Raw genomic sequence first — 15331 nt, 5'->3', positions numbered from 1 at the left:
ATCTAAGGCCAAATTAACTAAAAATTAGCGAATAAAATTCTTAACTTCGGTATCTTTGCCATCCAAAAATGTGCTAATGCCAACCGAATGTATTCCTTATAAAGAAACTAATTATTTTACAAAGCTTATTACAGATTATCTGGATGAAAAGGAAGAGTTAAAAGACTTCTATAATCGTTTTCCTAAACTGGAGAATTTTAAGGAACAACTAGTAGAAAAGTCTTCTTTTCCAAAAGAAAACAGGAAGGTTCTTGTAAAAGCCCTCAAGCAACAATATGCCGGGCTGGAAACTTCAAAAGCCACTTTGCAGCATATCGAATCTCTGGAAGAAGAAGCTAGCTTTACGGTGGTGACCGGGCATCAGCTAAATTTATTTACCGGTCCGCTTTATTTTTTATACAAGATCGTTTCTACCATTAATCTTACCCGGAAATTAAAAGAAGCCTATCCCGATTATAATTTTGTGCCGGTATACTGGATGGCGACCGAGGACCACGATTTTGAGGAGATCAATTTTTTTAATTTAAACGGGAAAAAATTTCAGTGGGCCAATGCGCCTAAAAATGCCGGGGAAGATGCAGTAGGAAATTTAACCACCGAAGGCCTGGAAGATGTTTTTAAACTTTTTTCGGCAGAAATTGGGGGTGGGAAGAATGCCGATTTTCTCAGGGAATTATTTGAGAAAGCTTACCTGCAGCACGATAATTTGGCTGAAGCCACTTTATACTTGGCCAACCAACTCTTTAAGGAAGAAGGCCTGGTGATTATAGATGCACAACAAAAAGAACTGAAGGAGCTTTTTATCCCCTATGCCGAAAATGAACTTTTAGCACAAGATTCGTATAAAACCACTACGAAAACTGCTGAGAAGCTAAATGAGCTAGGTTATAATGTTCAGGTGAATCCCAGGGAAATCAATTTATTTTATTTAAACCAGGGTTTGCGGGAAAGGATTATAGCGCGAGATGATGCCTATTTTGTGCACGGTACAGAAATACAGTGGACAAAAACTGAAATCCTGGAAGAATTAAAGAATTTTCCCGAGAGGTTTAGCCCCAATGTAATGCTTAGACCTCTATACCAGGAAGTGATTTTACCTAACCTTTGTTATATTGGTGGGGGAGGAGAACTTGCCTATTGGTTGGAATTAAAGGAATATTTTAAATCTGAAAAAGTGGTATTTCCAGTTTTATTACTTCGGAATTCGGCTTTAATTCAATCGGGGAAACTAGATGAAAAGCGTAGGAAGTTAAATGTTTCCAGTAAGGAACTATTTTTGAAGCAACACGAGCTTATCAATAGAAAAGTGCGACAAATATCGAATATAGAAATTGACTTTTCATTACAAAAAGAGCATTTGGTGGCTCAATTTCAAGAAATGTACGATTTAGCCGAAAAAACCGATAAATCTTTTTTGGGAGCTGTAAAAGCACAGGAAGTAAAGCAATTAAAAGGCCTGGATAATTTAGAAAAACGTCTTTTAAAAGCGCAAAAGCGTAAGTTGAAAGATGAGGTAAGTAGAATAGCCGAACTACAAAATGAACTTTTCCCGAATAAAAGTTTACAGGAACGACAAACTAACTTTTCTGAAATCTATGCCGCTTACGGCCCTGATTTGATTTCGGTATTATTAAAAGAATTAGATCCGTTACAGGCGGAATTTAAAATTTTGACTTTTGAAAACAAATAAAATGCATACCATAGATATGGATTTGGTAGAAATGACGCTAGACGTTATGAAGTATACCATAGACCGTATCTCTAACCTTAGTCCCGAAATGGGGGCGCCTAAGAGTGAAACCGAATTGTTTAATATGGTTGGTGAAACCGTAACTGCCGAAGGAATTGGTGGGGAGAATGCCTTGCAACTCTTTCGTGATGTTTTGGTTAAAGCCACGGTGCCAATAGACCATCCCAGGCACTTGGCCTTTGTACCTGCAGCTCCAACCCGGGCAGCCATTATGTTCGATTTGGTGACTTCGGCTTCCAGTATTCATGGAGCTTACTGGATGGAAGGTGCCGGCGGAATTTTTTGTGAAAACCAGGCAATGAAATGGTTGGTTTCGCTTACCGGTTTACCAGAAGGCGCTTTTGGGGTATTTACCAGTGGTGGTACTGCTGCAAACCTATCGGCCATGGTGGCGGCCCGTGAAAACTGGCGCAACCGGGATAGCCAAAACGTAGGTAAAAAAGCTTTAATGTTAACTTCCCATGGGGCGCATAGCTCTATACAGGCTATGGCAAAAGTTATTGATGCCGATGTGGTAATGATAGATTGCGAAGAAGAGAATCTTAGTGGGCGTGAGTTACAAAATGCCATAAACGAACTGGAAGCAAAGGATAGAAGTCGGCTTTTTGCCGTAGTTGCTACCGGTGGTACTACTAATGCGGGAATTATAGATGAATTAGATACCATTGCCGATATATGTGAAAAGGAAAATGTATGGTTTCACGTAGATTGTGCTTATGGTGGTGGTGCTTTGGCTGCTCCTTCGGTAAGACATTTATTTAATGGGGTAGAGCGTGCAGATAGTATTACTATAGATCCGCATAAATGGCTGTTCTCTCCTTACGATTGTGGGGCGGTTATCTATAAAGATTTGGAACTGGCAAAAAAAGCGCATTCACAGAAAGGTGCTTATCTGGAAATTTTTAAAGATGAAGGAGCCCAGGGCTTTAACCCGGCCGATTATCAAATTCAGTTAACAAGAAGGGTTCGGGGAATGCCACTTTGGTTTTCTCTGGCAATGCACGGAACCAATAAATACCGGGAAGCCATTGAAACCGGAATCTCTTTGGCACAAATTGCTGAAAAAAAGATTGCAAATCGTGAGAACCTGGAATTGGTAAGGCCGGCAAGTTTATCGGTGGTTTTATTTAGAAGAAAGGGCTGGAGTCCTGACGAGTATAGGGATTGGACCTATAAAAACCATAGGGAAGGCCTGGCATTAGTAACGCCAACTACCTGGAAAAAAGAGACGGTAATTCGTTTTTGTTTTATTAATCCCGATACTACTGAAGAAGATATAGATATGATTTTAGATACTTTGGAATAGTTAAAACCTCCATCTATGTTAAGCTGAACCTACCCTTAAGTTCAGTTCAGGAAGGCTCGTTTAAGCTTCTAGTAGTTATTGATTTCAATGGTGTTAAGAGCTCCGAATAAATTTTGGAGCAGGCTCTGAAATCAATTCAGGATTACGATAAAAGATAATATTTGGATTAAGAAAGTATAGACCTCACAGGTTTTTTTACCGGTGAGGTCTTAATATTTAATCAATTTCATAGTTTAACCGCATGGTAATAGATGCGGTTTTTTTCTTATCGGCGGTATTATAAGCACCACTCCAGGAATAATCTTCTCCGCTGTTTTGACCGGTGATTTGAAAAACCCCCATATTGGCATTTTTTAACTCTCCAAGATTCCCGCCGCTATTTTTGGCAATTTTTTCTGCTCGTAGTCGTGCATCTTCGGTAGCTTTCGAGATCATTTCAATTTTTAGATCGGCGAGCTTGGTATAATAGTATCTGGGTGGGGTTGAATTAAATTGTACCCCTTTATTTAAAAGTTCGGTGATTTCCCGTGAAACCTCTTCTACAAGCTCTACATCTGATGACTCAATCTTTACAGGTTGGGTAAGTTGATAGCCCTGGAAGATACTGCCTACATAATTTCCATTTTGGTATTGGTTTTCGCGTTGTTCAGATGTTTGTACCGAATTAAAGACGATATTACTTTCCTTAATACCTTTGTTTATAAGGTAATTGCGTACTGTTTCTTTGTCAGTGTTTAGGTCGTTGTAGGCCTTTTCAAGATTAGGGCTTACACGGCTAAACCTTCCCTCCCAAACAATAAGGTCTGAGGTGAAATTCTCACTACCTGAACCGGTTACCGAGATTACTCCATCTGGATTGGCCCTGCTAACATAGGCTTCGCCTAGAAACCAAGCAGCAATAACTATGGCAATAGAAAACACTATAGCACTAATATATTTCATATTGTAAGATTTTATTTCCGATAAAGATAGAAAATAAACGTATAGGGTATTTTATTTTTGCGTCAAATTCTTACTTTTGCCTATGCAAAAAAACGTACTCATTTTAGACTTCGGCTCGCAGTACACGCAACTCATTGCAAGGCGTGTGAGAGAACTCAATATTTACTGCGAAATTGTTCCTTTTAATAAAATTCCAGATGATATTTCGAGCTTTAAAGCGGTAATCCTTTCCGGGAGTCCGTTTTCGGTTCGGGGAGAAGATGCCCCGCATCCCAATTTATCTAAAATTCGCGGAAAACTGCCAATACTGGCTGTTTGTTATGGTGCACAATACTTTGCGCATTTCCATGGTGGAAAAGTAGAGGCTTCTGAAACGCGCGAATATGGAAGGGCAAATCTTTCGGTAATAAAAGATGGTGAAACCTTGTTCGACGGGATTATGGAAAATTCCCAGGTTTGGATGAGCCATAGCGATACCATAAAGGAACTACCTTCTAACAGTGTGCGAATTGCCAGTACCACAGATGTTTTAAACGCAGCTTACCGAATTGAAGGAGAACAAACTTATGGTATTCAGTTTCATCCGGAAGTTTATCATTCTACCGATGGGAAACAACTGCTGGAAAACTTTTTGGTGAAAATTGCTGAGGTAGCGCAAACCTGGACTCCGGGTAAATTTGTGGATCTCACGGTTTCAGAATTAAAAGAAAAGATAGGAGACGATAAAGTGGTTTTAGGTCTAAGTGGTGGTGTAGACTCCAGTGTAGCTGCAGTTTTATTGCATAAAGCCATAGGTAAGAACCTGTATTGTATTTTTGTAAATAACGGCTTGCTTAGAAAAGGTGAATTTGAAAGCGTTTTAGACCAATACAAAGATATGGGCTTAAACGTGAAAGGAGTAGATGCTTCTACACGATTTTTAGATGCCCTGGCAGGGATAAGCGATCCTGAAAAAAAGAGAAAAGCAATTGGAAATGCCTTTATTGAAGTTTTTGACGATGAGGCACATAAAATAAAAGATGTAACCTGGCTCGCCCAGGGAACTATATACCCAGATGTTATTGAATCTGTTTCGGTAAATGGTGGGCCTTCAGCAACTATTAAATCGCATCATAATGTAGGTGGATTACCAGACTTTATGAAATTAAAGATCGTAGAGCCTCTAAAAATGCTTTTTAAAGATGAAGTTCGAAGAGTAGGTGCCGAAATGGGAATTGCCGACGAGTTATTAGGAAGACATCCGTTTCCGGGGCCTGGACTGGCTATTAGAATCCTTGGCGATATTACCGCTGAAAAAGTTCGTATTTTACAGGAAGTAGATCATATATTTATTCAGGGCTTAAGAGACTGGATGTTATATGATAAAGTATGGCAGGCCGGTGCTATTTTATTACCGGTAAGCTCTGTAGGGGTAATGGGAGATGAACGTACTTACGAAAAAGTTGTAGCCTTAAGGGCCGTAGAATCTACCGATGGTATGACGGCAGATTGGGTAAATTTACCTTATGAATTTCTACAAAAAACCTCTAATACTATAATAAATCGGGTTAAAGGCGTTAATAGAGTAGTATATGATATTAGTTCAAAACCACCGGCTACCATAGAGTGGGAATAAAATTTGATCTTAAGTCATAATTCCCGGTGCCTGCAACTATTTTTTTAAGCTATAGGCACCGGGTAATCAAGCCTTATTGTGGGATTAAACCAAATAAAATGAAATACCTTTTAATAGTTTGTTTTTTATTTCAGCTGTCCGGTTTTACGGCCTCGGCCCAGGAATATAAATACCATACGGTAAAGGCCGGAGAGACTGTTTACAGTATCGCAAAGGCCTACAATATTTCGGAAGAAGCCATCTATAAATATAACCCCGATGCAAAAGGTAGCTTAGAGATATCTTCAAAACTGGTAATCCCTTTAAATAGCAGTAAGGAGAAGGTTTCAACTGAAAGCGAAGATATTCAGTTCATAACCCATACGGTAAAAAGAAAGGAAACACTATACAGGCTTTCTAAAGATTATAATGTTGAGATAGATGAAATTAAAAGGTATAATAAACACCTTTATGCCGAAGAATTACAGCGTGGGGAAGAGATTTTAATTCCGCAACCTAAAAAAGGATCCGGTAATACAGAATTATCTTCTACGAAACAGCTTGATATTCCTAAAGGTAACGATCAGGAAACCCGGGAGACCAGGGAACACGTGGTTTTGCCTAAAGAAACCAAATATGGGATAGCCCGTAAATATGGGATAACTGTAAAAGAGCTGGAAGAGTTAAACCCTAAAGTAGATGTACTGAAACCGGGCGTTATGATTCGCGTTGGTACCGATGTGCTGGACGAACCGGTAATTTTAACCGATGAGGTTTTTGAATTTTATGAAGTAAAACCTAAAGAAACTTTATTCGGACTTTCCCGAAAATTTGATGTTTCCCAGGACTCATTGATTTCTCTAAACCCTGCTTTGGAAGACGGACTTAAAATTGGGATGGTATTGAAAGTCCCTAATCCAGGTGATAGCGAGAATTTTACCGGAAATTATGATGACCTGGCCGCTGAATCTGAAGGTGAAGATGCTAGCCAAATAATAGATCTTTCAAAAAAGTTGAGCAATTTCAATACGAAAGAGCTGGTTGTTTTATTGCCTTACAACCTTAACCAGATAGATGAAGATTCTATTTCAAGTTATAAAAATGCCATTTTAAATGATCGTGTGTTACGAATCTCTTTAGATTTTTACAGCGGGGTTCGTATGGCAGTAGAGAAAGCTAAAAGTTATGGTATTTCTACCCGATTAAAAACTTACGATACAAGAAGAAATGTTCAGGAAGTTACCAATATAATTGCCTCGCATGATTTTAGAAATGTAGATGCGGTAATTGGGCCTTTATTACAAAACACGACTGAAGCGGCAGCTTCTCGTTTAACTCAATATAATGTTCCTGTAATTAGTCCTTTGTCTAATAGGGAAATGAGGTCTTATCAAAACTTATTTCAGTCGCGTCCCACAGATGAGATACTTAAAAAAGCGATGTTCGATTACCTAAAGCAAAATGCCGTTGGTAAAAATGTGATTATTATTGCAGATGCTGCACATAACCAGGTGAAGAATGAACTTACCCAAATTTTACCAAATTCCAGAATGATTTTGCCTTCTGAAGCCTATTTGGGGGCCGATAAAATTAAAGGTTTGTTATCTGGAAGTATGGAAAACTGGGTAATCCTGGAGTCTTCTAATATTGGTTTGATAAGTAGTGCCACTTCAGCATTAAACCGTTTGGCAAGGGAGCATGAAATTACCTTATTTACTACCAATAAAAACAATGCTTTTGAAGATGATATTATCGATAATCAGCATTTGGGCCGACTTAATTTTCATTATCCATCGGTAGACAAACAGTATAATGCCATGGTACCGGAAGAATTTATTGAAGAGTATCAGGAGAAATTTAATATGGTGCCCAGTCAATACGTAGTTAGAGGCTACGATCTTACCTTAGACGTATTGTTACGATTGGCTTCAGCCGATAATCTTTATGATTCGTTTGAGAAGTATACCGGATTTACCGAATATCACGAAAATAAATTTCATTATACCCCTAAACGCAATGGCGGATTTTACAATGATGCCGTGTATATTATGAGTATAGATGAAGAACTTCATTTAAACGTTGCTAATGACCAGTAAAGTTATTTATACAGGAAATTTAAGAACCGAATCTGAACACCTTAAAAGTGGCGCGAAAATAATTACAGATGCCCCTGTAGATAATCACGGGAAGGGCGAGGCATTTTCACCAACCGATTCAGTTGCGACTGCCCTGGCAAGTTGTATGCTTACCGTTATGGGAATTAAGGCCGAAGCTATTGATGTAAACTTAAATGGAACTACGGCTGAGGTAACTAAGACCATGGCAGCCGATCCCAGGCGAATTTCAAAAGTGGAGATTGTAATTAATTTCCCAGAAAGCTATTCTGAAAAAATCTGTAAAATACTGGAGAATACAGCCAAAACATGCCCGGTATTCCAGAGTTTACATCCGGAGATGGAAAAGCTTATAAGCTTTAAATATTCATAAGATTCAAGATTCTTTTACGAATAAAAACTTTAAAAATACTGTCTTAGCCTTTATCAAAAAAGGCTAAGGCATAATTATGTTTAGAGTGCGGCAACTGCTTTTTTAGCTGTTTCGAAGTCTTCTATAATCTCCTTAACAATTTCGGTAGCGGGTTTTATTTCATGAATTAAGCCTGAAACCTGGCCAATTTCAAGCTCTCCTTCTTCCAGATCGCCTTCAAACATGCCTTTTTTAGCCCTGGCTCGTCCCAGTAACTCAATAAGCTGTTCTTTGGTAGGGTTTTTAGTGTATAATTCCTGAACATCATTAAAAAACTTATTTTTTAGAAGCCTTACAGGGGCGAGTTCTTTAAGTGTAAGTTTGGTGTCGCCTTCTTGGGCTTTTACCACCATTTCTTTAAAATTAGTATGGGAAGAAGCCTCGGGGCTGGCAACAAATCGGCTACCAATTTGTACGGCATCTGCCCCCAAAACCATCGCGGCCAGCATTCCCTGTCCGGTGGCTATTCCGCCTGCGGCGATTAAGGGGATACTAATTTTTTCTTTTACCATTGGGATTAAGGTGAAAGTGGTGGTTTCGTCCCTACCATTATGTCCGCCTGCTTCAAAACCTTCAGCAACCACGGCATCTACACCGGCTTCCTGAGATTTTAGGGCAAATTTTACGCTGCTTACCACATGAACCACTTTAATGCCATGTTCCTGCAGATATTTCGTCCAGGTTTTAGGATTCCCGGCCGAAGTAAAAACGATTTCAACCTTCTCTTTAATAATTATTTCCATGATCTTGTCTATATCAGGATAAAGAAGGGGAACGTTTACCGCAAATGGCTTTTGGGTTGCTTTTTTGCACTTTTCAATATGCTCTTTAAGGATTTCGGGATACATAGAGCCTGCGCCAATAATACCAAGACCACCGGCATTGCTCACGGCACTGGCAAGTTTCCAACCACTCGCCCAAACCATTCCGGCCTGTATTAGTGGGTATTGAATATTAAAAAGCTGTGTGATTCTATTTTTGGACATTTACTTAAATTTTTTTCGAATTTAAGAAATAACCCCCGAACCTAATAACTCTTCACCTTCGTACCAGGCTACAAATTGCCCTTCGGTAATGGAAGCCTGGGGATCATCGAAAATTACATACATTCCGTTTTCGGTTTGGTGTAAGGTAGCTTCCTGTAAAGGTTGGCGATAGCGAATTCTAGCCTGCACTTTTAAGCTTTCCTCTGTATTTAATGCAAGATCTTTACGTACCCAATGTACCTCGTCTTGCTGAATAAAGAGTCCTTTTCTATATATTCCGGGATGGTTTTTTCCCTGTCCGGTATAGATTACGTTTTCTACAACATCGGTATCAATCACAAAAAGCGGTTCGGGCGTACCGCCTACGGCAAGACCTTTACGTTGCCCCTTGGTGAAATAGTGTGCTCCCTGGTGTTTACCTACAATCTTTCCGTCAGATGGAGCATATTCATACTTTTTAACCAGGTAATCCAATTCCTCTCTTTTATTGCTGAAATTGGGAGTTTCAGAAGCATATAATTTTTTTTCGGCCTCAATTTCTATTATTTTACCTTCCTTAGGTTGTAGTTTTTGCTGAAGAAAATCGGGCAGTCTAACTTTTCCTATAAAACAAAGGCCTTGTGAGTCTTTTTTATCGGCAGTTACCAGGTTTTGCTCTGAAGCAATTTTGCGCACTTCAGCTTTTTGTAATTCTCCAATAGGAAATAATGTTTTTGAAAGCTGCTCCTGGGTTAACTGACAGAGAAAGTAAGACTGGTCTTTGTTATTGTCTTTACCTGAAAGTAGTTGGTAGATGGTTTCCCCGTTTTTGTGAATTTCCCCTTTTCGGCAATAATGGCCTGTAGCCACATAATCGGCTCCCAGATTGAGCGCAATTTTCATAAAAACATCAAACTTTATCTCACGATTACATAAAACATCAGGATTTGGAGTACGGCCACGCTCATATTCGTTGAACATATAATCAACAATACGTTCTTTGTATTCTTCGCTAAGATCTACCGTTTGAAATGGTATACCAAGCTTATCGGCAACCATCATAGCATCATTACTATCGTCTAGCCAGGGACATTCATCAGAAATTGTTACCGAGTCGTCGTGCCAGTTTTTCATAAACAGGCCAATTACCTCATAACCCTGTTGTTGTAAAAGATATGCTGACACACTGGAATCTACTCCTCCCGATAAACCTACAACCACTTTCTTTTTCATACATCTAAAATTGATATTTTTTCCGAATTAAAGTCGGATAAACGGATGCAAAATTACGAAAATTTAAAAGAAACCCGGGGTGGGCTGAAGGTAGTCCTAAATAAAAAAGCGATCTGAAATAATAACGCGTAAATTGACTTCAGATCGCTTTTACATATAATTATGTTAAAAACTTACTCCTCAAATTCTGGAGCGCGGGTAAAAGTAATAGAAGCATCGGGAAAAATACTAGGTCTAAAAATAAAACTTTTAGCGTTTTCCTGAAATTCTACCTTACCACTAATTCTTTCATTTATACCTCCCACAGGAATATTAAATGTGTAATTATCATTATCTCGGCTCCAGGTGCTCTCGGTATCATCTTCAAGCTCACAGGTTTCACCGGTTTCGGCATAATATTCAGAGTAGGTGGTACCGTCTCCTTCAAAAATTATAAAGGATTTTTTATTACAATTACTTAACTCAAAAGTAAAAGATTCACCACTAGGGAGGTTTGCATTAGAGACAAACCATTTTCCATAAATACGTTCGCCATTATTAGCATCATCGTCTTCACTACATGAGGTAAGCAATGCAATACTGAAAAGTACTATAAAAAATTTCTTCATAATCTATGATTTTAATTTAGTGTAAATATATTCAATTTAGAACATCTGTTACAACAAACGGATACTAAGTATAAAATATTGCAAGGAATATAACTGGGGTAGATATTACATTCTATCAATAATTAATTTAACTATTGTTTTATGTAAATTAACAAACAGTAAACAGTTTTTGAACTGCTTCTCGTTTACATTTGTGGTTAAACAAAAACTTAGAATTATGAAAACATTTAAATTTACTAAAATCGTCCTACTGGCGTTTTTAACTTTTGGTCTAATTTCCTGTAGCGACGACGATGATGGAGGAGATGTAGTTGAGCCAACAAACACTATTGCTGATTTTGTTGCTGGGAATCCAGATTATTCTTCCCTTGCAGCTGCTTTAGAAGTAACGGGTCTGGATGCGACTTTAGACGGAACAGCTAACTTTACGGTCTTTGCACCTAATAATGCAGCGTTTAATACATTTTTATCGGATAATGGCTTTAGTAGTCTTAGCGAAGTGCCGGAAGATGTTTTGACAGAGATTTTACTAAATCATGTTCAGGAAGGAGAAATCATGTCTGGTGATCTTTCTACAGGTTATATTGAAAGTATGGCTACCGGGATGGCTTCAGAAGAAGCTCTTAGCATGTATATCAATACCGATGATGGTGTTACTATTAATGGAGTTTCTTCAGTAACTAATGCTGATGTAGAGGTAGATAACGGTATAATTCATGCTGTAGATGCTGTTATTGGGTTGCCTGATATCACAACTTTTGCTACTGCTGATCCTAATTTTGATATTTTAGTACAGGCACTTACACGTGAGGAATCTTTTTCATTTGTGGAAACATTAATGATGACTGAAGATCCCGCTCCATTTACCGTTTTTGCTCCAACCAACGATGCTTTTGTAGCATTATTGAGTGAGTTAGAACTGGCGGCCCTTGGTGATATTCCTACTGAAACTCTAGACGCTACCTTACAATATCACGTTGTTACGGCAGCTAATGTAAGGTCTGGAGATTTAACCGATGGTATGGCTGTTACTACATTGCTTGGAGAAGACTTTACTGTAAACCTTGGTGATGATGTAGTAATTACTGATGGAAGAGGAAGAACTTCTACTGTAATTGCTGCCGATGTTCAAGCTAATAACGGGGTAATTCATGTACTTGATACAGTATTGCTTCCGCCTGCTGCAGAATAATTTTTAGGTAAAAATAAGTAAAAAGGCTGGTTGAAGATTTTATCTTCAACCAGCCTTTTTTATATCTAAAAGTCTTAACTCGATAATCGAGATTTAATTTCTCGATGATTTATCGCGGTTAATTTACTTTTTTATTGGCACCGCCAAAGGGTATAATACCTCTAGATGGTTTACTTTGAAGCTTTATCTACTACCAGCCTTTCATCGCGATTAGCAATTTCCCAGGCAGTAAGAAATACCAACTTTGCTCTTTTCATTAAAGCTTCATATTCAATTTTTTCGGCAGTATCAGTTGCTTTATGGTAGTCTGGGTGTACGCCGTTAAAGTAAAAAATTGCCGGTATGTTGTTTTTTGCGAAGTTGTAGTGGTCACTTCGGTAGTAAAAACGGTTTGGATCGTTCTCATCATTATAAGTGTAATCTAAATCCATATTCATAAATTCTGAATTTACATTTTCACTAACTTCGTGAAGATCGGTACTTAATTTATCGCTACCAATTAGATAAATATAATTATCGTTCCCCTCGTGGTTTGCATCAATACGGCCAATCATATCCATATTTAAATTGGCTACCGTATTTTCTAATGGGAATATTGGGTTTTCAACATAATATTTAGAGCCTAGAAGGCCTTTTTCCTCAGCGGTTAAATGAATAAAAAGTATAGATCGTTTAGGCGTATATCCATCTTTTTGTGCAGCTTTAAAAGCTTCTGCAATTTCTAAAATAGCAACCGGGCCAGAGCCACCGTCATCCGCACCATTATATATGTTTCCTTCATCATCTACACCAACGTGATCGTAATGAGAAGTTATAACAAGGATTTCTTCCGGTTTTTCACTTCCTTTAATAAAACCAAGGACATTTTCTGAGTCTTTCATTTTGTTATTAAAAAACTCGGTGGGAATTACCTGATAATAGTTAGGATTACTTGCAGGTGCATCTATACCAATTTCCTGGTAAAAATTCACAATATATTCAGCAGCTTTCTTTTGTCCGGGTTCACCGGTATCGCGCCCCTCATATTCATCGCCGGCAAAAGTGTAAAGATGTTCTTGTAAATCTGAAACAGTGATGGTTTCGGCATATTCCATCGGATTTGCATTTTCAACATTTTTTTGCGTGCCACAGGCTACCATTCCGGCAGTTAGTGTCACTAAAAGCATTTTTTTCATAGTTAATTTAATTTTTGCTAATTAATACTTCGTAAAATATTTAGAAGTTTTTATTAAAGTCGCAGCAAGATAGCAGTTTCGGTTGAAATTCTTAAAGAAGTGCGTGAAACTTTATTTTGTTATTGCTGCATAGCCTCAAGAATTGCTTTTTTAGTTAGCGGCGCCATAAGCTTATAGCCAGCGAGGTTGGGATGCACACCATCTTTAGAATATTTTTTAGGTAATCCTTCTTTTTCATCCTTAAGTACCGAGAAAAGATCGAGATACGTATGTTGATTTTCTGCGGCATATTTTTTCATCCAGGAATTTATTTCGGCAATTTTTTTAACGGGTTGTAGCCCGGGACGCCAGGGGTAATCGTATACGGGGAGGATAGAGGTAAGGATTACTTTTATGTTGTTGGCTTTGCCCAGTTGCGCCATTGCCTCAATATTATTTGTAATCATTTCTACGGAAGAAAACCCTGTGTTTCCGGCTATATCGTTGGTTCCGGCAAGAATTACCACCGCTTTGGGCTTGAGTTTTACTACATCTGGCATAAATCGAATAAGCATTTGTGGCGTAGTTTGCCCGCCAATACCACGTCCTAAATAATTATTCTCACTAAAAAAGTCTGGCTGGGCATTTACCCAGCCTTCAGTAATTGAATTGCCCATAAAAACAACTTTGGGGTAACTCTGTGTTTTCATTAATTTCCTATTTTGAGTAGCATACTTTTTAAGATTTGCCCAATCTTGTTCCATTAGATCTTGATATTCTTTTTTTTGTGCATTTAGTACGTTGCTAAAAAGAAGTACTAAAGAAATTATAAATAAGTTTTTCATGAATTGTAAAATATAAAAATAAACGGATTTAAGCTTTAAAACTAATCGATATAATGTGATAGATATACCCTTTTTGTAGGATGTAAATATAGCTTAGTTGCTTTAAAAGCCTATTGATATTTTAGATCTAAGCAAGCTGTTAGGTATTTGTGAAGATTGAGTGCCAAATATAGTTCCTGTACCTATATCTATATTTAAATTGTTAAAATTGCCTCTTATTCCTGCTCTAATTTCTGTTTGAGGGAATAATAGATTCATTTCGCGAGTATTTAATCTTTCGCCTTTGTTTAAGGAAGGCGTTAAATACCGTCCAAATAGATAGAAACTATATCGTTTGTTGATGTTGTATTCTAAAGTAGCGCTAAAGCTGCCGTAAAACCCCGGTGCTTTGTTATTAAAGATAGTATTCTCTTCCAACAGTCCTGCATTTAAAGTAAAGCTAAACTTATCTAAAGTATAATTGAATGTATTCTTATATAGTTTATAGTAACCAAAACTATCATAAGCATTTTGGTGCTTCATTTGAGAGATGTGGAAATTGGAGGTAGACTCCAGCGTATTTTTATTGGCACCGTCAAAGGGTGTAATACCCCGAGGTAGGCTTTTTGTTTCTTGTGCGCTTAGCCTACTAGCCGATAGCAGAAAAAGTAGACAAAAGTGGAAGAGTAAACGGGTTTTAATCATAAGAAATAATTGTAAGAACATATTTGAGTTACTTGCCAATATAAAGACTAAGCTTTCTGGAGTTTTGAATCTTAAAAGTTAAGATATTAATTTTAACTAAGACTCTTTCTTAAAATTGATAGAGATGTTAAAACCTGATAACGAGACAACTCGAAAAAAGCTTAAAAAAACTTCTTAAAAACCTTGTGTATAATTGTAAAAGCTTGTTATATTTGCATCCGCTAAGCAGAAATGTATAGCATTTTATTGGAGGAATGGCAGAGTGGTCGATTGCGGCAGTCTTGAAAACTGTTGACTGTAACAGGTCCGGGGGTTCGAATCCCTCTTCCTCCGCTGAAAAAAGCCTCGTAGACATTATGTTTACGAGGCTTTGTTGTTTTATGTACATAAAACGGCATTGATTTATATATTTTGGATCAAGACCATTTTCTGGGTTTTTGAGTTTTTAAGCAAATAATTTTTCAAGTCGAAATAAGAAGAACTCGGTATTTCTTACTCCTCTTAATTGTGCTCTAAAGGCTTTTATTTTTGC

Annotated in this window: 13 protein-coding genes, 1 tRNA gene and 1 pseudogene; 7 read left to right on the top strand and 8 right to left on the bottom strand. The window is 37.9% G+C overall.

All coding sequences use genetic code 11. The features are described from left to right. Positions 1-76: 76 nt before the first annotated feature. Positions 77-1690 carry a bacillithiol biosynthesis cysteine-adding enzyme BshC gene (bshC, locus tag GUB10_RS08055; protein WP_193710935.1) on the top strand — a complete coding sequence of 538 codons (1614 nt, stop codon included), beginning with the start codon at positions 77-79 and terminating at the stop codon, positions 1688-1690. Position 1691: 1 nt separating this feature from the next. Continuing rightward, entirely contained in the window at positions 1692-3056 is a 1365-nt protein-coding gene (locus tag GUB10_RS08050) for an aminotransferase class V-fold PLP-dependent enzyme (protein WP_193711238.1), read from the top strand. Positions 3057-3272: 216 nt separating this feature from the next. Here GUB10_RS08050 and GUB10_RS08045 read toward each other — a convergent pair whose 3' ends face one another. Next, complete coding sequence (locus tag GUB10_RS08045) at positions 3273-3998, bottom strand: SIMPL domain-containing protein (protein WP_193710934.1); 726 nt, start codon at positions 3996-3998, stop codon at positions 3273-3275. An 82-nt stretch (positions 3999-4080) separates the two neighbouring features. On the opposite strand from GUB10_RS08045, the gene guaA reads away from it, so the two are divergent. The 3 genes from guaA (at position 4081) to GUB10_RS08030 (ending at position 8079) form a co-directional block, all read left to right on the top strand. Further along, positions 4081-5613 carry a glutamine-hydrolyzing GMP synthase gene (gene guaA, locus GUB10_RS08040; protein ID WP_193710933.1) on the top strand — a complete coding sequence of 511 codons (1533 nt, stop codon included), beginning with the start codon at positions 4081-4083 and terminating at the stop codon, positions 5611-5613. A gap of 98 nt (positions 5614-5711) precedes the next feature. After that, positions 5712-7688, top strand: a complete 1977-nt coding sequence (locus tag GUB10_RS08035) for a LysM peptidoglycan-binding domain-containing protein (RefSeq protein ID WP_193710932.1) — start codon at positions 5712-5714, stop codon at positions 7686-7688. Then, complete coding sequence (locus GUB10_RS08030; RefSeq protein ID WP_193710931.1) at positions 7678-8079, top strand: OsmC family protein; 402 nt, start codon at positions 7678-7680, stop codon at positions 8077-8079. Before GUB10_RS08035 ends, GUB10_RS08030 begins: the two co-directional genes overlap by 11 nt. 80 nt (positions 8080-8159) lie before the next feature. On the opposite strand, the gene GUB10_RS08025 is transcribed toward GUB10_RS08030, so the two are convergent. From GUB10_RS08025 to GUB10_RS08015, 3 genes are all read right to left on the bottom strand, one after another. Next, positions 8160-9104 (bottom strand): nitronate monooxygenase family protein, encoded by a 945-nt coding sequence (locus tag GUB10_RS08025; RefSeq protein WP_193710930.1) that lies wholly within the window; start codon positions 9102-9104, stop codon positions 8160-8162. A gap of 21 nt (positions 9105-9125) precedes the next feature. Next, positions 9126-10316: a tRNA 2-thiouridine(34) synthase MnmA gene (gene mnmA / locus GUB10_RS08020; RefSeq protein WP_193710929.1), complete on the bottom strand. Its 1191-nt coding sequence runs from the start codon at positions 10314-10316 to the stop codon at positions 9126-9128. Between the two features lie 173 nt (positions 10317-10489). After that, positions 10490-10924 carry a lipocalin family protein gene (locus tag GUB10_RS08015; RefSeq protein WP_193710928.1) on the bottom strand — a complete coding sequence of 145 codons (435 nt, stop codon included), beginning with the start codon at positions 10922-10924 and terminating at the stop codon, positions 10490-10492. Between the two features lie 217 nt (positions 10925-11141). Between GUB10_RS08015 and GUB10_RS08010 the strand changes: the two genes are divergently transcribed. After that, positions 11142-12116 (top strand): fasciclin domain-containing protein, encoded by a 975-nt coding sequence (locus tag GUB10_RS08010; protein WP_193710927.1) that lies wholly within the window; start codon positions 11142-11144, stop codon positions 12114-12116. A 170-nt stretch (positions 12117-12286) separates the two neighbouring features. Here the strand turns inward: GUB10_RS08010 and GUB10_RS08005 are convergent, their stop codons facing one another. The 3 genes from GUB10_RS08005 to GUB10_RS07995 form a co-directional block, all read right to left on the bottom strand. Further along, positions 12287-13291: a M28 family metallopeptidase gene (locus tag GUB10_RS08005; protein WP_193710926.1), complete on the bottom strand. Its 1005-nt coding sequence runs from the start codon at positions 13289-13291 to the stop codon at positions 12287-12289. Positions 13292-13410: 119 nt separating this feature from the next. After that, entirely contained in the window at positions 13411-13980 is a 570-nt protein-coding gene (locus GUB10_RS08000; protein WP_227740348.1) for an SGNH/GDSL hydrolase family protein, read from the bottom strand. A gap of 237 nt (positions 13981-14217) precedes the next feature. Then, entirely contained in the window at positions 14218-14799 is a 582-nt protein-coding gene (locus tag GUB10_RS07995; RefSeq protein ID WP_193710924.1) for a hypothetical protein, read from the bottom strand. 248 nt (positions 14800-15047) lie between these two features. On the opposite strand from GUB10_RS07995, the gene GUB10_RS07990 reads away from it, so the two are divergent. Continuing rightward, positions 15048-15132, top strand: a tRNA-Ser gene (locus GUB10_RS07990). Positions 15133-15244: 112 nt separating this feature from the next. Here GUB10_RS07990 and GUB10_RS16140 read toward each other — a convergent pair. Further along, positions 15245-15331 (bottom strand): annotated as a pseudogene (locus tag GUB10_RS16140) (transposase); the annotation flags it as partial.

Origin of the sequence: Salegentibacter sp. BLCTC (assembly GCF_015143665.1) — a bacterium.
GTDB classification, from domain to species: domain Bacteria; phylum Bacteroidota; class Bacteroidia; order Flavobacteriales; family Flavobacteriaceae; genus Salegentibacter; species Salegentibacter maritimus.
This window is presented reverse-complemented; position numbering and strand designations above follow the sequence as displayed.